Origin of the sequence: Wenzhouxiangella sp. XN201 (genome assembly GCF_011008905.1) — a bacterium.
Lineage (GTDB): Bacteria > Pseudomonadota > Gammaproteobacteria > Xanthomonadales > Wenzhouxiangellaceae > Wenzhouxiangella.
Genome location: NZ_JAAIVI010000017.1, coordinates 1,614,504 through 1,633,405 on the forward strand (window position 1 = coordinate 1,614,504; position 18,902 = coordinate 1,633,405).

Annotated in this window: 15 protein-coding genes; 3 read left to right on the plus strand and 12 right to left on the minus strand. The window is 63.0% G+C overall.

Annotated features, from left to right (window positions below; genetic code table 11):
* Window positions 1-106 precede the first annotated feature (106 nt).
* Together gyrA and mtnA are read right to left on the minus strand one after the other, a co-directional pair.
* Window positions 107-2,668 (minus strand): DNA gyrase subunit A, encoded by a 2,562-nt coding sequence (gyrA, locus tag G4Y73_RS07720; RefSeq protein WP_164230975.1) that lies wholly within the window; start codon window positions 2,666-2,668, stop codon window positions 107-109.
* Window positions 2,669-2,815: 147 nt separating this feature from the next.
* Window positions 2,816-3,847 (minus strand): S-methyl-5-thioribose-1-phosphate isomerase, encoded by a 1,032-nt coding sequence (mtnA, locus tag G4Y73_RS07725; RefSeq protein WP_164230976.1) that lies wholly within the window; start codon window positions 3,845-3,847, stop codon window positions 2,816-2,818.
* A 38-nt stretch (window positions 3,848-3,885) separates the two neighbouring features.
* On the opposite strand from mtnA, the gene G4Y73_RS07730 reads away from it, so the two are divergent.
* From G4Y73_RS07730 to G4Y73_RS07740, 3 genes are all read left to right on the plus strand, one after another.
* Window positions 3,886-4,515, plus strand: coding sequence for a peptidylprolyl isomerase (locus tag G4Y73_RS07730; protein ID WP_346426836.1), 630 nt, complete (start codon window positions 3,886-3,888; stop codon window positions 4,513-4,515).
* A gap of 67 nt (window positions 4,516-4,582) precedes the next feature.
* Window positions 4,583-5,299 (plus strand): UDP-2,3-diacylglucosamine diphosphatase, encoded by a 717-nt coding sequence (locus G4Y73_RS07735; protein ID WP_240451252.1) that lies wholly within the window; start codon window positions 4,583-4,585, stop codon window positions 5,297-5,299.
* Window positions 5,300-5,410: 111 nt separating this feature from the next.
* A complete protein-coding gene (locus G4Y73_RS07740) occupies window positions 5,411-6,856 on the plus strand; it encodes a B-box zinc finger protein (protein WP_164230977.1) in 1,446 nt (481 codons plus the stop codon).
* A 30-nt stretch (window positions 6,857-6,886) separates the two neighbouring features.
* On the opposite strand, the gene G4Y73_RS07745 is transcribed toward G4Y73_RS07740, so the two are convergent.
* The 10 genes from G4Y73_RS07745 to G4Y73_RS07790 all read right to left on the minus strand — a co-directional run bounded on the left by G4Y73_RS07745 (window position 6,887) and on the right by G4Y73_RS07790 (window position 18,864).
* The gene (locus G4Y73_RS07745) at window positions 6,887-7,381 is read right to left on the minus strand and encodes a lipocalin family protein (RefSeq protein ID WP_205596512.1); all 495 of its coding nucleotides are present in this window, start codon (window positions 7,379-7,381) and stop codon (window positions 6,887-6,889) included.
* Window positions 7,382-7,507: 126 nt separating this feature from the next.
* Window positions 7,508-9,043 (minus strand): lysine--tRNA ligase, encoded by a 1,536-nt coding sequence (gene lysS, locus G4Y73_RS07750; protein WP_164230978.1) that lies wholly within the window; start codon window positions 9,041-9,043, stop codon window positions 7,508-7,510.
* 166 nt (window positions 9,044-9,209) lie between these two features.
* Window positions 9,210-10,308 (minus strand): peptide chain release factor 2 gene (gene prfB, locus G4Y73_RS07755; protein ID WP_164230979.1). Its coding sequence is split into 2 segments (ribosomal slippage): window positions 9,210-10,235 and window positions 10,237-10,308, totalling 1,098 coding nucleotides; the frame shifts between segments, so codons are not numbered across the junction.
* Window positions 10,309-10,368: 60 nt separating this feature from the next.
* Window positions 10,369-12,084, minus strand: a complete 1,716-nt coding sequence (gene recJ, locus G4Y73_RS07760) for a single-stranded-DNA-specific exonuclease RecJ (protein ID WP_164230980.1) — start codon at window positions 12,082-12,084, stop codon at window positions 10,369-10,371.
* On the minus strand, window positions 12,081-12,917 hold the full coding sequence (locus tag G4Y73_RS07765; protein WP_164230981.1) for a hypothetical protein: 837 nt from the start codon (window positions 12,915-12,917) through the stop codon (window positions 12,081-12,083). Before G4Y73_RS07765 ends, recJ begins: the two co-directional genes overlap by 4 nt.
* A gap of 58 nt (window positions 12,918-12,975) precedes the next feature.
* Window positions 12,976-13,458 (minus strand): transcription elongation factor GreA, encoded by a 483-nt coding sequence (greA, locus tag G4Y73_RS07770; protein WP_164230982.1) that lies wholly within the window; start codon window positions 13,456-13,458, stop codon window positions 12,976-12,978.
* Between the two features lie 9 nt (window positions 13,459-13,467).
* Window positions 13,468-16,689 (minus strand): carbamoyl-phosphate synthase large subunit, encoded by a 3,222-nt coding sequence (gene carB, locus G4Y73_RS07775; protein ID WP_164230983.1) that lies wholly within the window; start codon window positions 16,687-16,689, stop codon window positions 13,468-13,470.
* 44 nt (window positions 16,690-16,733) lie between these two features.
* Entirely contained in the window at window positions 16,734-17,108 is a 375-nt protein-coding gene (locus tag G4Y73_RS07780; protein WP_164230984.1) for a GxxExxY protein, read from the minus strand.
* The gene (carA, locus tag G4Y73_RS07785; protein ID WP_164230985.1) at window positions 17,105-18,235 is read right to left on the minus strand and encodes a glutamine-hydrolyzing carbamoyl-phosphate synthase small subunit; all 1,131 of its coding nucleotides are present in this window, start codon (window positions 18,233-18,235) and stop codon (window positions 17,105-17,107) included. The genes G4Y73_RS07780 and carA overlap by 4 nt, the downstream gene beginning before the upstream one ends.
* Before the next feature lie 134 nt (window positions 18,236-18,369).
* Entirely contained in the window at window positions 18,370-18,864 is a 495-nt protein-coding gene (locus tag G4Y73_RS07790) for a DUF1249 domain-containing protein (RefSeq protein WP_164230986.1), read from the minus strand.
* Window positions 18,865-18,902: the final 38 nt, after the last annotated feature.

Below are 18,902 nucleotides of genomic sequence, written 5' to 3' on the forward strand. Positions count from 1 at the left end.
GAAACGATACTACGGTCTGCAAAGCGAGCCGCGCGCGTGTCGAAAGTCATGAACCAGAGTCGGGCCTGATCGGGCGGCCGAGACGCCACCCGACCCGGGCCAAAGCCTATTCGGTCTCGTCTTCGATCTCGCCCTCTTCCTCTTCGGAGGCGGCAATGCGGGCCATGCCGATGAGCTGCTCGTCCTCGGCCAGGCGAATCAGCGTCACGCCCTGGGTATTACGGCTCAGGCGCGAGATTTCGGCCGCCGAGGTGCGAACCAGTGTTCCGGCGTTGGAGGTGAGCATGACATCATCGTCCTCGCTGACCGCCAGCGCGGCCACCAGCGGGCCGTTGCGACCCTGGGTCTGAATGCCGATCACGCCCTGACCGCCGCGCTTGTGGACCGGGAACTCCTCCAGCGGCGTGCGCTTGCCGTACCCATGGGCCGTGCCGAGCAGCACGTCGCCCTCGTCGGCGACCAGCATCGAGACGACTTGCTGTTCATCCTTGAGACGGATACCGACCACGCCGCGCGTCTGGCGCCCCATCGGCCGGGCGTCCGTCTCGTGGAAGCGCACGGTCTTGCCCGAGGACGAGAACAGCAGAATGTCGCGATTGCCTTCGGTGAAGGCCACATCGACCAGCTCGTCGCCTTCTTCAAGCAGCACCGCCCAGATGCCATTGGAACGGATATTGGCGAAATCCGACAGCGGGGTCTTCTTGACCCTGCCGGAACGTGTCGCGAAGAACACGAACCAGTCGTCCGGAAACTCGCGTGTGGGCAGCACGGCATTGATGCGTTCATCCTCGTCGAGTGGCAGCAGGTTGACCATCGGCCGGCCGCGGCTGTTGTGGCCGGCCTGCGGCAGTTCGTAAACCTTGGTCTTGTAGACCTTGCCGGCGGACGTGAATACCAACAGGGTGTCGTGGGTGTTGGTAACCCAGAAACGCTCGACGAAATCCTCGTCCTTGGTCTTCGCCGCCGAGCGTCCGCGGCCACCACGCTTCTGCGCGCGATAGCGATCGAGCGGCTGGTACTTGGCGTAACCGGCGTGCGACAGCGTGACGACCACGTCCTCGGGCGTGATCAGGTCTTCCATGGTCAGGTCGAGATGATCGCGAACGATCTCGGAACGGCGGGGGTCGTCGAATTGATCTCGTAACGCCACCAGCTCATCGTGGATGACCTCCATCAGGGCGTCCGGCTCGGACAAGATCCGCATTAGCTCGCGGATGGTGTCGAGAATGCCCTTGTATTCCTCGGAGAGCTTGTCCTGCTCCAGGCCGGTGAGCTTCTGAAGCCTCAAGTCCAGAATGGCCTGGGCCTGCTGCGGCGAAAGCTGGTAACCGCCCTCGCCCAGCCCGTATTCGGGCAGCAGGTCTTCCGGCCGCGACAGTTCGGCCCCGGCCTGGCCCAACAGGGCCTCGACCAGCTCGGCGTTCCAGCGTCGCGACTGCAGGGCCTCGCGGGCGTCTGCCGGGGTCTTCGACGCCTTGATCAGGGCGATGACTTCGTCGAGATTGGCGATCGCGACGGTCAGGCCTTCCAGGATATGGGCGCGCTCGCGCGACTTTCTCAGTTCAAACAGGCTGCGCCGGGTGACCACTTCGCGCCGGTGCGCCAGGAAGGCCGAAAGCATCTGCCGGATATTGAGCAGTTTCGGCTGGCCATCGACCAGGGCGACCATGTTGATACCGAAGACCGATTGCAGCTGGGTGAGCTGAAACAGGTTGTTGAGCACCACTTCGGCCACTTCACCACGCTTGAGCTCGATCACCATGCGCATGCCGTCCTTGTCGGACTCGTCGCGCAGCTCGGAAATGCCCTCCAGGCGCTTTTCCTTGACCAACTCGGCAATCTTTTCCAGCAGCCGGGCCTTGTTGACCATGTAGGGCAGTTCGGTGACGACGATCCGGGTCCGTCCGGTGTTCTCGTCGGTCTCGATCTCCGTGCGTGAGCGCAGATAAATTCTGCCGCGGCCGGTGCGATAGGCCTCGTCGATGCCCCCCGCACCGTTGATGATGGCGGCGGTCGGAAAGTCCGGGCCCGGCAGGTGCTCCATGATCTCGTCGATGCCGATGTCGGGATCGCGGATCATCGCCAGCAAAGCACTGATCACCTCGCCAAGATTGTGCGGCGGGATATTGGTGGCCATGCCGACCGCAATGCCCGAAGCGCCGTTGACCAACAGGTTCGGAACCCGTGCCGGCAGGACGGTCGGTTCATGTTCCGACTCGTCGTAGTTGGGAAGGAAGTTGACCGTTTCCTTGTCGATGTCGGCCAGCATCTGATGCGCGATCTTGGCCATGCGCACCTCGGTGTAACGCATGGCCGCTGCCGAATCGCCGTCGATCGAGCCGAAGTTGCCCTGGCCGTCGACCAGCATGTAGCGCATGGAGAACGGCTGGGCCAGGCGTACGATCGTGTCGTAGACCGCGCTGTCGCCGTGGGGATGGTACTTACCGATGACGTCACCGACCACGCGGGCCGATTTTTTGTAGGGCTTGTTGAAGTCATTGCCCAACTCGTGCATGGCAAAGAGCACGCGCCGGTGAACCGGCTTGAGGCCGTCACGCACGTCCGGGAGCGCACGTCCGACGATCACGCTCATGGCGTAATCGAGATAGGACTGGCGCATTTCGTCTTCCAGGTTGACCTGGAGCACTTCGCGTGCCATTTCCGCCATCTACGGATACCCCGTATTTGCTTTAAATTGTTTTTGTAACTATCTGAAAATAATGATTTTCAGGGAATGCGCCGCGGGACAGGAATGCGGCTTGTCGAACGAGCGCAACAAACCACGAATTTTACCACAGCGCGGCCCCTTCGGGGCCTATAAGGCAGTGCCCGGGCGGGAGAAGTCATAGGGCGGGAAATGAGCACCTTGCTCGGTGACGATGCAGTCGATCAGCTCGGCCGGCGTGATGTCGAAAACGGGATTCCAGGCAGCGAAGCCTTCCGGCACTGAAACCAGTCCGGCCGCGCCCCAGATCTCGTCCGGATCGCGCTCCTCGATGGTTATCGCCCGGCCGCTGTCGAGATTGGCGTCGACCGTGCTCGACGGTGCCACGACCATGCAACGCAAGCCGTGGTGGCGCGCCAGGACCGCCAGCATGTAAGTGCCGATCTTGTTGGCCACATCTCCGCGGGCGGTGATCCGGTCAGCGCCAACCACGACCCAGTCGACCTGGCCGGCGGCCATCAGGGACGCCGCGGCACCCTCGACGATGACCCGAAACGGAATTTTCAGCCGCGCCAACTCCCAGGCCGTCAGGCGCGCACCCTGCAGCCAGGGCCGGGTTTCGTCGGCGAAGACGCGACTCAGGCGCTGTTGCCGCCAGGCTTCGGCGATCACGCCCAGGGCCGTGCCGATGCCGCCGGTGGCGAGCGACCCGGTATTGCAGTGGGTCAGCACCCCGGATCCGGGCTCGATTTGCTCCGCACCGGCCACCGCCATGGCCCGGTTGGCGGCAATATCTTCTTCGTGGATGCGACAGGCCTCCTGGTAGAGTTGATCGGCATCCGGCCCGCCTGCGGACTCGGCACAGGCGCGCATCCGCGCCACCGCCCAGCTCAGGTTGACCGCGGTCGGCCGCGCCAGGGCCAGGCGTTCGAGATCGGCGCGCCAGCCGGCCGTGTCGCCGTCGCGCTGCCGTGCGGCCAGCACGGCCGCATAAGCTGCGGTGATACCGATTGCGGGCGCCCCCCGGACCACCAGGTCCCGAATCGCGGCCGCGGCTTCATTGACGTCGGCCAGGTCCAGCCAGCGCTCCTCGCCGGGCAGCAGTCGCTGGTCAAGCAGTCGCAGACCATGACCGTCGCATTGGATAACCTGGAACCCGCGCGCTTCGTCGATTTTCGCCATTACATCCGTCGCTGACAACTGATCACCGAAACCTTATCATGGCGGATTCCACAACCGATGGATTCATCACCATGCGAACCCTGTTTGCACTCATCCTCCTCGTTTCGCTGCCGCTGGCCGCCCAGGACAGCGATTCGAGTGAATCAGGCAATAACCAGACGGAGAACCCCAACGTGATCCTGCATACCAACTTCGGCACCATCACCGTCGAGCTGTTCGAACAAGAAGCGCCGAAATCGGTGGCTAATTTTCTGCAGTACGCACGCGATGGTCACTACGACGGCACCCTCTTCCACCGGGTGATCAACAATTTCATGATCCAGGGCGGCGGATTCGATACTGAATTCAAGGAAAAGTCCACGCAGGAGCCGATCGAGAACGAAGCCGACAACGGCCTCGAGAACGAGCGCGGTACGCTGGCGATGGCACGCACCAACGATCCCCATTCGGCCACCAGCCAGTTCTTCATCAACGTGGTCGACAACACCTTCCTCAATCACCGCAACAAGTCCTCCGGGCAGACCTGGGGTTACGCGGTATTCGGCCGCGTCATCGACGGCATGGACGTGGTCGACAAGATCAAGTCGGTCGAAACCACCAGCCGCGGCATGCATTCCGACGTGCCGGCCGATCCGGTCATTCTGGAGCGGGTGGAAATCCCTGAGTAAACCGGCCCCCACGACCTACCTGATCGCCGATCTGCACCTGCAGGACGAGCGTCCGGAAACGACGCGCCTGTTCGTCGAATTCCTCGACGGACCGGCGCGTCAGGCCGGCACCCTCTACATCCTGGGGGATCTGTTCGAAGCCTGGGTCGGCGACGATGCCCCGGGCCGGCTCGGCCGGCTCGTGGCACGACACCTGAAGAACCTGGCCGAGAGCGGTACACAGATCCTTTTTATCTGCGGCAATCGCGATTTCCTGTTGTCCCGGGATTTCTGTGGGCAGGCGGGCATGACCTGGCTTGAAGAACCGCGGATCGTGGAACAGGCCGGTGAGCCCATCCTGTTGCTGCACGGCGACGTGCTGTGCACCGATGACATCTCTTACCAGAATTTCCGCCGCAAGGTCCGCGATCCCGACTGGCAACAGCGCATCCTGTCACGCCCGGTCTGGTGGCGTCGCCTGCTGGCACGCCTGGCTCGCTTGATGAGCCGGCGCCATACCGGCACGACCGAGGCCACGATCATGGATGTCAATCCGCAGGCCGTGGCCGAAGCCTTTCGAACGCACGATGTGCGCCGGATGATTCATGGCCACACCCACCGGCGCGCCATTCACGATCTCCAGATCGATCAGCGCCATTGCCAGCGCATCGTGCTGGGCGACTGGCACGAGACCGGCAGTGTTGTTCGTCTGCTCGACGATGAAGTCGCGATGCTGATCGTGACCCGCGACGACAACCAGGCGGTCGAACTCCGTCTGCAGGAAACAGCCGCGCCACTGGCGTAAACCGCATCCAACGACCGATAGCAGCCGCTGGCGGGCACAGTGACGACTGTGATAATCTGCCGCGTACTTGTTGAAATCATTGAAAAAAGGGGGCTGACGGGAGCAGCGCAAATGAACAACACGGCCGCCGGACAGTGCCGCTATCACTCCGATCAATCCACGCGCTGGTACTGTCGCGACTGCGATCTGCCGCTGTGCACGACCTGCAAGCCGTACGCCGACCAACTACCCCAGGACGTGCCCTGTCCGCTGTGCCAACAGCCGATGGACGACATCGCCGTCGGCGATCCTTTCTGGTGCAACCCCAAGCCCTTTGTAGTCTATCCGCTTGATCGCAACCACCTGATCATGATGGCCGTGCTGGCCACATCGGTCGCGGTTCTGGCATCGGGTCTGTTCAGTTTGCTGGCCATCGTCGCGGCGACTGCCATTCTGATCCGGGTCTGCTTCGTGGTGATCGAGCGTTCCAGCCTGGGCCATGTGCGGGCCCCGAGTCTGACCGAACTTGCCGATCCGGACAATTTGTCTCACAACCTCCAGTTCGCGCTGACCATCCTGATTGCAGCCGTGCCGGTAGGCCTGGGCTGGATCGCCGAAACCGTGCTGATGTGGCTGATTCTGGTGCCGGTTGCCGCACTGTTGCCGGCCATGCTCATGGCCGTGGTCATCGACGGCAATGCCCGGGCCGCGCTGGACTACCGTCGGATCACCGCCATCGTTCGAGCCATTGGCGCCGCGTATGGCGTGCTGGCCGGCGCTTGTGCACTGCTCGCTCTCGCCACCACGATCGGACTGTGGTTACTGGGCTTTGTTCTGCCTGGCTGGCTGCTGGCCGGACTGGCCATGCTGGCCTGGTCTTATCTGGGTCTGCTGACCGCACGCCTGATCGGGCACTGCCTCCACCAGTTTCGCCGCCAACTTGAATTCGGCCCCGCCCTCGATCGGGTCACTCGGCATGTGCTACCGCAGGCCGAAGTCCACGAACCGGCCCGCGCCCTGGCCGACGCCAGCATCCAGGCAATCGAGGGAGACGTCCGCCAGGCGCGGCTGACCATCGGGGAAGCCCTGGTTCGACACTCTGAAAATGACGACCTCAACCGCTATTTCGACGACCTGATCCTGGAATCGGAAGACCAGAAGAAATACCGCAATCACATGGAACGCCGGCTGCGGCGGCTGGTTGCCAGGGACCAGCCGGGGGCTGCCGCCGATTTGTGGTTGAGCAACCGTAAAAACCTGGAAGGCTGGCTGCCCAGAATCGCGGAAACTCGCCACCACATGGCGCTGGCGCTGGAGCAACGCGGCCACCCGAAAGTAGCCATCAAATTGCTGCTGAGACTGCCGAAAACCGATCCCAGGTATTCCCATTTGCCGGAAGCCTGCCTGGAAGCGGCGCGAATGCTCGAGCAGCATCTCGATGACCGAGAGCAGGCCACCACGCTGCGCGACTGGGTCTTGAAACGCTACCCGCAACGGGCCGAGCACTGGTACGAGCAACGCCGGCAGGATGCGGCCGATTCGAATCAGGCGCCGGTCAACCCGGCATTTCAGGCCTGAGGTAAGAGCGGGAGAAGACGGCTGCTTCGATCAAGGTGACTGCTGCGTGCGCACCAGTTGATCGGTGTCGAAACCCTGCGAGCGGGCGCGTTCGATCAGACGGTCGAAGGTTGCCTGCGGCAGTTCTCGCTCGCGGGCCAGCACCCACAGAAACTCGCGATCCTCGCTGCCGACCAGGGCGTGGTCATAGTCCTCGCCCAGCGCAATCACCCGGTAGTCGCCCCAGACGAAGGGCAGGAAAGAAAGCCAATGCGGCGCAAAGCGGACTTCCAGGGCGGCGGGCGACCCGTCGTCATCGGCGCGCCGGGCGACACCCTGTGCTTCGATCCAGCCGCCGTCTGTGCGGCGGCAGCGATTGGTCACGTCGACCCGGCCGTCGGCACGCAACTGATAGTGCGCGCTGACCGCCCCGGCACAGTCGGACTGAAAGCGATTGGGCAAGCGTGCGATTTCGTACCAGGTGCCCTGGTAACGTTCGAGGTCGAGTTCGTCGACCAATTCCAGTGCCTGCTCTGCCCGGCTCATTCCTGACAGCATGCTTGCGGCCAAGACGACAATCAAGCCGACGTGTTTTGCGTCTCCGAAGGCGACCATGGCATGACATCCATTGCGAGTCTGGCTCGCATTATCCACGGCCCCGTCGACGGCCGATCAAAGATCACTTTCCGGCCGCAGGTAGGGAAAGAGCAGGACGTCGCGAATCGAGGGCGAATCGGTCAGCAGCATCACCAGGCGGTCGATGCCGATGCCCTCGCCCGCCGCTGGCGGCATGCCGTACTCCAGCGCCCGGATGTAGTCGTGGTCAAAGTGCATCGCCTCGGCATCGCCGGCGTCGCGCGCCTCGACCTGGGCCTGGAAACGCTCGGCCTGGTCCTCGGGATCGTTGAGTTCGGAAAAGCCATTGGCGATTTCGCGCCCGGCAACGATCAGCTCAAAACGGTCGGCGAAGTCGGGGTCGTCGTCGTTGCGGCGCGACAAGGGCGAGACTTCGATCGGGTACTGGGTAACGAAGGTCGGCTGGACAAGGGTGTGCTCGATGCGATGCTCGAACAATTCCATCAGCAGCCGGCCCCAGCCCCAGGCTTCCTCGACGTGAAAGTCGTTGGCCTCGCACACTGACCGCAGTTTGTCGGCGCTTTTGATATCGGCCGCGCTCAACTCGTCGTAATGCGCCACAACCGCCTCGGCCACGGTGATGCGATCGAACTCGCCGCTGAAGTCGATCGTCTCGCCCTGATATTCGACCCGGCCGTCGGCCATGCCCGGCAAGGCCGTCACCAGGCCGTTGAGCAGTTCCTGCGTCAGGGCGATGAGGTCGTTGTAATCGGCATGCGCCCAGTAGAACTCGAGCATGGTGAACTCGGGATTGTGCCGCGTCGATACGCCCTCGTTGCGGAAATTGCGATTGATCTCGTAGACCTTCTCCAGGCCGCCGACCAGCAGTCGCTTGAGGTGCAGCTCCGGCGCCACGCGCAGGTAGAGATCGAGGTCGAGGGCATTGTGATGCGTCACGAAGGGCCGGGCCGTGGCACCGCCGGGGATGTGATGCATCATCGGCGTCTCGACTTCGAGAAAACCGTGATCGTCAAAGAAATGCCGGATGGCACGGATCACCAGGGTCCGGCGCACAAAGGTATCGCGCACTTCCGGATTGACGATCAGGTCGACATAGCGCTGGCGGTAGCGCGTTTCCTGATCGCTCAAACCGTGCCATTTCTCCGGCAGCGGCCTGAGTGACTTGGTCAGCAGCGCCAGCTCGCTGGCATGAACGCTGAGCTCACCGGTACGCGTGCGCATCAACCGGCCGGTGACGCCAACGATGTCGCCGATATCCCATTGCTTGAAGGCCTGGTAGACGCCCTCGGGCAGATCGTCGCGTCTGAGGTAGAGCTGGATGCGCGCACCGGAGCCATCCTGGATATGCACGAAACTGGCCTTGCCCATGATCCGTCGCGACAGGATACGCCCGGCCAGGCTGTAGGATTCATCGTGCTGTTCGAGTGCCGCCTGATCCCATCGTTCGGCATCACCGAAACGCTCGAGCAGATCAGCCGCCTCGATCGTCACCCGGAAGTCATTCGGATAGGCCTCACCCTGCTCACGCAAGGCATGCAGCTTTTCGCGCCGCTCGGCGATCAGGCGGTTCTCGTCGACCTCGGGTGTCTGGTTCTGGTTCTCTTCAGTCATCTAATTTCCGGTTTGTTGGAACCGCAGATTTCGCAGATTAGCGCAGATTAAAAAGCAACTTGATCTCACATAAGTACGTGCTTCGGCATCAATCATCCAGCACGCGCCACTCCGAAAAACACTTCTTCAATTAATCTGCGTCAATCTGCGAAATCTGCGGTTTCACTCACTCCAATCCTGCTTGCAACTGTGCAGCGGCGAATTCGTCGAGGTCGCCGTCGAGCACCTTCTGCGTGTCGCTGCGTTCCACACCGGTGCGAAGGTCCTTGATGCGCGACTGATCGAGCACGTAGTTGCGAATCTGGCTGCCCCAGCCGATGTCGGCCTTTTCATCTTCGGTGCTTTGCGCCTTCTCACGCTGCTTTTGCAGCTCGAACTCATAGAGCTTGGCTCGCAGCTGCTTCATGGCCTGGTCGCGGTTCTTGTGTTGCGAGCGGTCGTTCTGGCATTGCACCACGATGCCGGTGGGCTCGTGGGTGATGCGCACCGCCGATTCGGTGGTGTTGACGTGCTGACCGCCGGCACCGGAGGCCCGGTACACATCGATGCGCAAGTCCGAGGGATCGACGTCGATTTCGATATCCTCGTCGATCTCGGGTGAGACGAACACGCTGGCAAACGAAGTGTGACGCCGATTACCGGAATCGAACGGTGACTTGCGCACCAGGCGATGCACGCCCGTTTCGGTCTTGCACCAACCGAAAGCATAGTCGCCCTCGATGCGCACCGTGGCGCTCTTGATGCCGGCCACATCGCCCTCAGAGACTTCGATCAACTCGGCTTTCCAGCCACGATTCTCGGCCCAGCGAAGATACATCCTGAGCAGCATCTCGGCCCAGTCCTGCGCCTCGGTCCCGCCAGAGCCGGCCTGGATATCGACGAAACAGGGGCGGTTGTCCATCTCGCCTGAAAACATGCGCTGGAATTCCAGCTCGGCCACCTGCTTTTCCAGGCGCTGCAGGTCCTCGGCCACGCTCTCGAGCGTGTCCTCGTCATCTTCTTCCTGGGCCAGCTCCAGCAACTCACCGGCGTCGCGCACACCTTCGATCACGCCGCTTTGAGCAGTGACCGAGCGATCCAGGTCGGAGCGTTCCTTGCCCAGCTTCTGGGCATGCTCGGGATTGTCCCAGACGGACGGATCCTCGAGTTCGCGGGTAACCTCTTCGAGACGTTCTACTTTGCCATCGTAGTCAAAGATACCCCCTCAGCGCCCGCACACGGCGCTCCAGGTCGTCTCGAAGATGCTTGATCGCAGTCAGTTCCATGTGGCCTTTTCCTTGGAGGTTGGAAACGCATTGAGTAAAGCGGGCTATTGTAACGCCGCATCAGCCTTCGAGTGACTCCACCAGGTAGCGGATCCTCATCTGCGGGATCACCCGCCCCTGCCAGCGGTTGACTTCCAGGCTGTAGACGACTTCGAGCGGTTCGGGCAGTTCCTGATGGCAGAGCTTTCCGGCACCGAATGCAATCGCATCGAGCACGTTGCCGCCGCTTTCGGACTGCAACCTGAGCTTGAGATGGCTCGTACCGACCACACGCCGCTCCAGCACCCGGAAGCGACCGTCGAACAAGGGTTCGGGCCAGGCCTGACCCCAGGGCCCAGCGTCGGCCAGCGCGCCAGCAGTCTCCAATGACAGCTCATCCGCGGCCAGGCTGCCGTCGGTCTCGACCATGTCCGGTTCGAACACGCGCCCGGCCAGCTGTTCGTGAAAGGCCTCGCGAAAGGCTTCGAGACGCTCGCCGGCCAGCGACAGACCGGCGGCCCGCGCATGTCCACCGAAGCGATCGATCAGGCCCGGATGCGCGGCGTCGATATCGACCAGCAGGTCGCGCATGTGCACGCCCGCCGGGCTGCGCCCCGAACCCTTGAGCTCGCTGCCGCCGGCCTCGGCCGGGGCAAAGGCGATTACCGGTCGCTGCAGGCGCTCGACCAGGCGCCCGGCGACCAGGCCGACGACACCCTGGTGCCAGTCGGCATCGAACACGCACAGCCCCGGGAGGTCGCCGTCGACGGTCTCGCTCAGCGCGCGGGCCTGCTCCTCGGCGGCCTCCTGCATGTCGGCCTGCAAGGTCTGGCGCTGGCGATTGAGGGCGTCGAGCTGCTCGGCCAATCCGGTCGCCTCGGCTTCGCTCTCGGCCAGCAGGCAGCGAATGCCGACGCTCATGTCTTCCAGGCGACCGGCCGCATTGAGCCGGGGGCCTGCGGCAAACCCCATGTCGGCGGCATCGACATACCGGAGATTGCGGCCGGCCACTTCAAGCAAGGCGCGGATACCCGGCAGGCAGCGTCCGGCACGAATGCGCAACAGCCCCTGCTGGACCAGGCAGCGATTGTTTTCATCCAGCGGCACCAGGTCGGCCACGGTGCCCAGGGCCACCAGGTCCAGCCAGTGATCCAGGCGCGGCTCCCCGCCCGGGCCGAATCGCCCCCGTTCACGCAATCGGGCGCGCAGGGCCATCAGCAGGTAGAACATCACGCCCACGCCGGCCAGCGCCTTCGAGCCGAAAGTCTCGCCGCGCAGGTTGGGATTGACGATGGCATCGGCCGGCGGCAGGCGCTCGCCGGGCAGGTGGTGATCGGTGACAATCACCTGCATGCCTGCCTCGCGCGCCCGGGTGACCCCGGCGATCGAGCTCACACCCTGGTCGACGGTGACGACCACGTCCGGCTCGAGCGGTTTCAACTCATCGACCAGGTCGATACCCAGACCGTAGCCATGACGGAACCGGTCGGGCACACGCCAATGCACATCGTTGGCACCCATGGCGTGCAGACCCTTGACGGCCAGCGCGGTGCCGGTCGCGCCGTCGGCATCGAAATCCCCCACCACGACGATACGGGCCTGGCGTTCAATCGCTTGTTCGAGGCAATTGCAGGCCGCTTCCAGGCCGCCCATGGCGGGCGGAAGCAGTCGTCCGAGGGAGTAATCGGGTGGCGCCTCGGCGCCGCGTGCGGCGAGCACACGGCCGACCACCGGATGCACACCCGGCAGAGTCTGCTCAAGACCGCGACGTCGGCGAATGCGCACCCGTCGGATCATCGCCACACCTGCCAGGCATCAACCGGTCGAAATCGACGCACCGAACGGCGGTCGGCCAGTTCGAGACAACGGATGCGACCGGTGCGCAATTGTCGCCAGACCGGGCGCAGGAACTGCAGCAGCCGCTGCAGATTGGTATCGGCCGACTCGGTCAGGTCGCCCGACCACTGGTGCACTGTGCCCGGCTGCGGCGTTGCAAGCGATTCCTCCGGCAAGTGCTCGAGGGCGAGCCAGTCGGCCAGGCCCTGCGCGGCCGGATCGCCGGAGCTCAGGCGATTGACTCGCGACCGGACCTCGTCGAACGGCGGCAGATGACCCGCACCCCAGAACCACAGGCTCCCGGGAATCTGATCAGGATGGTCGGCGTGCTGCCGGCATTGCTGCAGCAGCACCTGGGATTCGGTCAGCAATCGCAGCCAGCGCTGCGCCTCGCCGCCTTGGGGATAGACATGCTCCAGGCTCTCACCGGCAAGCTGCCAGGGCGGCCGAAATCGACAGTCCGGCACGGCTTCGAGCCGCAGATAGCCCCGGCCGGAAGCACTCAGCTCCCATTGCAGGCCTTCGTCTCGGAACAGCTCGATCAGGGGATCGGTCCAGTCGCCGGGCGGAAATTCATGATCGGTCTGAAGCCAGACCGCCGCCAGGTCCGGCACCAGTCCGACCGGGTCGGCCCGAAGCCAGATACCGGTGTGATCGTCGGGAAAGTCGATCCGGCGCGTCAGCGCGGCGGCCGCAACCGGACGATCGACCAGCAATTCGGCCAGCGGAAGGGAGGCTTCGTCGAGATGCCGCGCAGGTGATTTCGAGACCAAGGCCCGGATCAGGGGTGGCACGGAGCCAGCTTCCCGAAGCAGCGCGGCCAGCTCCGGAACGTATACGATCAGCAGCCGCTCAGGAGTCGTAGCGCACCTCGACGATTTCATAACTTCGCATGCCGTTGGGCGCCCGGAATTCAACCACATCCCCTTCCTCGTTTCCGATCAGGGCACGCGCCAGCGGCGCCGAAATGGCAAGCCGACCCTGGGTGGAATCGGCTTCCAGGTCACCGACGATCTGCCAGGTCACTTCCTCGGCCTCGTCTCGCTCTTCCATCAGCACGACGGTCGCCCCGAAGACCACCTTGCTTCCGGCATTGAGCGAAGCCACGTCGATGATGCGCGAGTTGCCCAGGGTCGCTTCCAGGTCGCGAATACGAGCCTCGATGAAACCCTGTTGCTCACGCGCGGCATGGTACTCGGCGTTTTCCTTGAGATCGCCGTGGGCGCGCGCCTCGGCAATCGCCTCGATCACCGCTGGCCGGTCCTTTTTCTTGAGGCGGTCGAGCTCGGCACGCAGGCGCTCCGCGCCTGCTTTTGTCAATGGCGTCTGGCTCATCTTCTCTCCTCAGGAATTCGTCTGATGCAGCTCCGAGAGGCTGCGGACTCCACGCTCGTGCCAGTGGTCCATCGCCCTGAGCGTGGCCCGTGCACCGGCAATCGTAGTCGAGTAGTTGACCTTGCGCTGCAAGGCTTCGCGCCGGATCGAGAACGAATCGGCAATGGCCTGGCGCCCCTCGGTAGTGTTGACGATGTAATCGATCTCGTCGTTCTTGATCAGGTCGACGATATGCGGTCGGCCCTGTATCACCTTGTTGACGTAGTCACAGTCGATGCCATTTTCAACCAGGTATTTCCAGGTGCCCTGGGTGGCCACCAGTTCGAATCCGCGTTCGAGTAACTCGCGCGCCACCGGCAACAGTCCGTCCTTGTCGGCATCACGCACGCTCAAGAAGACCTTGCCTGAAAACTTGACGTTGATACCCACGCCCTGCTGGGCCCGCGCCACCGCCGATCCGAAGGAACGGCCCACGCCCATGGCCTCGCCGGTCGAACGCATCTCCGGGCTGAGAATCGGATCGACGCCCTGGAACTTGATGAACGGAAACACCGGCTCCTTGATCGAGTAGAAAGGACTCGAAAGATCCTCCGTAATGTTTTGTTCTAAAAGTGTTTTACCGACCATGCATCGGGCTGCCACCTGGGCCAGAGCCACGCCCGTGGCCTTCGAAACGAATGGCACGGTGCGCGAGGCGCGCGGATTGACCTCGAGCACGAAGATGTCCTCGCCGCGCACGGCAAACTGCACATTCATCAGTCCTACGACCTTGAGCGCCAGGGCCATCTGCCGCGTCTGTTCGCGGATCGCCTCGACCGTCCGTTCATTCAGCGAGAACGGTGGCAGGCTGCACGAGGAATCGCCGGAATGCACGCCGGCCTGCTCGATATGCTCCATCACCCCGCCGATGATCACCCGCTCGCCATCACAGACGGCGTCGACATCGACCTCGATGGCGTGATCGAGGAAATGATCGAGCAAAACCGGAGAGTCGTTGGAAACCTTGACCGCTTCACTCATGTAGCGCCGAAGTTCGTCCTCGCCGTGCACGATATCCATGGCGCGTCCGCCGAGCACATAGCTCGGCCGGACCACCAGCGGGTAACCGACTTCGCGCGCCAGCACCAGCGCTTCTTCGGGATCGCGCGCAGTCCGGTTGGGCGGCTGCATCAGGCCGAGGCGATTGAGCAGGTCCTGGAAGCGCTGCCGATCCTCGGCCAGGTCGATGCAGTCGGGCGTGGTGCCGATGATCGGTGCGCCGGCAGCTTCCAGATCGCGCGCCAGCTTCAATGGCGTCTGCCCTCCGAACTGGATGATGATGCCCTCGGGCTGCTCGACATCGACGATCGAAAGCACGTCCTCGAGCGTTAGTGGCTCGAAGTAGAGTCGGTCGGACGTGTCGTAGTCGGTCGAGACCGTTTCGGGGTTGCAGTTGACCATGATCGTCTCGTAGCCGAGATCGCGCATGGCCAGTGCTGCATGCACGCAGCAGTAATCGAACTCGATCCCCTGACCAATGCGATTGGGACCGCCGCCGAGCACCATGATCTTGCGCTTGTCGGAAGGTCGGGCTTCGGACTGCTCGCCCCAGGTGGAATACATGTAGGCGGTGGTCGTGGCGAACTCCGCCGCGCATGTATCAACACGGTGGTAAGCCGGCGCGATCCCGAGCTTGCGGCGCAGCCCGCGCACCGAGCGCTCGCTCATTCCGGCCAGGTCGGCGATGCGGGCATCCGCAAACCCGTAGCGCTTGATCTCGAGCAAGCGTTCAGCGTCAAGCGCGGCCACACCCTCGTCGAGCAGCACTTGCTCGACTTCTATCAATTCGGCGATCTGATCGAGAAACCAGGGATCGATGCGGGTCAGGCGATGAATTTCGTCGAACTCGAGGCCGCGACGGAAGGCTTCGGCGACGTACAACAAACGCTGCGGACCGGCTTCACGAAGTTCGCGCCGAATCAGGGTGTATTCGTCGATATCCTCACCCTCGAACTCGATCGGATCGAGCCCGCTCAGGCCGGTTTCGAGGCTGCGCAATGCCTTCTGCAGGGACTCCTGAAACGTCCGCCCGATGGCCATTGCCTCGCCGACGGATTTCATCTGCGTCGTCAGACGATCGTTGGCCGCCGGGAATTTCTCGAAGGCGAAGCGCGGTATCTTGGTGACCACATAATCGATGGTCGGCTCGAAGGAAGCCGGCGTTGCACCCCCGGTAATCTCGTTTTCCAGTTCATCGAGGGTGTAGCCGACTGCCAGCTTGGCCGCGACCTTGGCAATCGGAAAGCCGGTCGCCTTCGAGGCCAATGCCGATGAACGCGACACGCGCGGATTCATCTCGATGACCACGACTCGACCACTTTCGGGATCGACCGCGAACTGCACGTTCGAACCACCGGTGTCGACACCGATTTTTCTCAGCACGGCGATGGCTGCGTTCCTGAGTACCTGGTACTCCTTGTCGGTCAGGGTCAGCGCCGGTGCGACCGTTATCGAGTCGCCGGTATGCACGCCCATCGGATCGAGGTTCTCGATCGAACAGATAATGATGCAGTTGTCGGCCTTGTCACGAACCACCTCGAGCTCGAACTCCTTCCAACCCAGCAGGGACTCGTCGAGCAACACTTCGTTGGTCGGCGAAAGGTCCAGGCCGTGCTCGACGATCTGTACGAACTCTTCGCGGTTGTAGGCAATGCCGCCACCCGATCCACCCATGGTGAACGAGGGCCGGACGATGATGGGGAAACCGAGCCGCTTCTGGATCTCGATCGCCTGATCCAGCGTACGCGCGATCTCGGCCTCGGGCGATTCCAGACCGATATCACGCATCGCATCGCGGAATTCCTCGCGGTCCTCGGCCATGTCGATGGCTTTCTTGGAGGCGCCGATCATCTCCACGCCAAACTCCTCGAGAACGCCTTCGCGATCGAGATCGAGCGCGCAGTTGAGCGCCGTCTGCCCGCCCATGGTCGGCAACAGGGCGTCGGGCCGCTCCTTCTCGATGATGTCGCGCACGACGTCCCAGCGGATCGGCTCGATGTAGACCACATCGGCGATCTCGGGGTCGGTCATGATGGTCGCCGGGTTGGAATTGACCAGGATGACTTTATAGCCCTCTTCCCGCAACGCCTTGACCGCCTGCACGCCCGAGTAGTCGAACTCACAAGCCTGCCCGATCACGATCGGCCCGGCGCCGATGATGAGGATGGATTTGATGTCGGTTCTCTTGGGCATGGATATCTAACCGCAGATGAACGCGGATGAACGCGGATTGAAGATCACAATTGATGAACCATTCGCTTTATCTGCACTTTGGGGCGCCCAAAGTTCACGAGCAACCCCAACTGAAAACTCCCGCAACGCAAATAGTTGAGCAATTGCGCCTGATGTTCTGGAAGGATGCCACTGACCGCTTTCAGCTCCACGATTACGCAATCTTCCACGATGAAGTCGGTCACGAAAGAACCGACCACGTGGCCGTCGTAATGGACAGAAACGCTCGCCTGACGGCGATAATCCAGTCTTTGCCGGCCCAGCTCGATCGCCAAAGCACGCTCGTAGACCGATTCCAGGAAACCGCTTCCCAAGGCATTGCTCACCGTATAAACGCACCCGATGATCCGCTCTGAAATTGTGTTCAGATCTGCGTTCATCTGCGTTCATCTGCGGTTTCCATTGATTCCACAAAGCTGAGGAAAAGCAGCCGCAAATCGTGCGGCCCCGGACTGGCTTCCGGATGACCCTGGAAGCTCATGGCCGGCTTGCCTTCGATGCGGATGCCCTGCAGGCTGCCGTCGAACAGGGAGCGGTGCGTGGGCACGACATGCTCGGGCAGGCTGTTCTCGTCGACCGCAAAACCGTGATTCTGGCTGGTGATCATTACCTGGCCGCTGGCGAGATCCTTGACCGGGTGATTGGCGCCGTGGTGACCGAACTTCATCTTGGTAGTCTTCGCTCCGGCCGCCAGGGCCAGGAGCTGATGACCCAGGCAGATGCCAAAGACCGGCAGGTTCTTCTCGAGCAGGCCGCGAATGGTTTCGATGGCGTAGCCGCAGGGCTCGGGATCGCCCGGTCCGTTGGAGAGCATGACGCCGTCCGGCTCGAGGGCCAGCACTTCGTCCACGCCGGTGCGGGCCGGCACGACGGTGACGCGACAGCCGGCGTCGACCATCAGGCGCAGGATGTTGCGCTTGACGCCGAAGTCCAGGCACACCACGTGGAAGCGACCCTCGCCCTGCCGAAAAACACCCGCGTCGAGATCCCAACTGCCCTCGCGCCAGTCGTAGGCCTGCGCCACGGTCACCTGCGAGGCCAGATCGCGGCCGGTCATTGCTTCGCAGTCGCGTGCCCGCGCCACGGCCTCGTCGGCATCGACGGTATCGCCCACCATCAAACAGCCGTTGAGGGCGCCGACATCGCGCAGGCGAATGGTCAGGGAGCGGGTGTCGATGCCGGCGATTCCGGAACTGTCCTGGTCGGCCATCCAGTCCGACAGCGCCTGGGACGACCGCCAGTTGCTGTGGCGACGGGGATAGTGACGAACGATCAGGCCGGCGGCATGAATGCGCGACGATTCCAGATCCTGGGGATTGACGCCGGTGTTGCCGACATGCGATGCCGTCAGGGTGACCAGCTGACCGGCATAGCTGGGGTCGGTCAGGATTTCCTGATATCCGGTCATGGCCGTGTTGAAGACGACTTCACCGACGCGCGTGCCCGGCGCGCCGATGCCCCGCCCGGAAAACGTCGTACCGTCTTCCAGCGCCAGAATTGCCTTCATTAGGTCCTCCGGGTACACAAAGCGGGCCTGCATGGCCCGCTTGTCGAGTACCGAACCAGCGGTCCGGTTTCCGGATGGCTATTCTAAACCAAGCGCGGCAGTCGAACCAGAAAAATCTGCCCGGAAGAGGGTTTTCAGGCCTCGGGAGTGACTGCCGCCGCGGGCGCCGTGGAATCGCCGCTCGGTCGCATGGTATCGGCACCGTGGCCCTGGGCAATCAGGTAGTCGACCCACTTCAGCAACGCCCGGTTGAGCCGCCAGCTACGCGCAACCAGGCCGTTGATCGCCAGCTCGGGCCCGGCGAAGCGCTGTATACCCTGCTGCGGGCTGAATGCCGTCGCCTCGGCCATGGCAGCATCGTGGTAGATGCGCACGTGCGCATTGGGGTTGTGGGAACGCTCCGCGCCGATGATGTAGGACAGGCGCGCGAAAGTCGTATACGGGTGACGCTCGATGACCTCGAGATACAGCTCCGGGCCGTCGCCCACCCGCGAGACCAGGTGGTCGCATTCGGCCAGGGCATCCGGCAGCAACACATTGAGCGCGCGATAAAGCGCGCTGTGCAGCTCCGGCAGCCGCCGTGCCAGAATTCGGCTCGAGGGCTGGATTTGACGGGTCGTCGTAAGCATGGCGGGCGAGCATATCAGGCGCCGGCCAAAACCGCCAG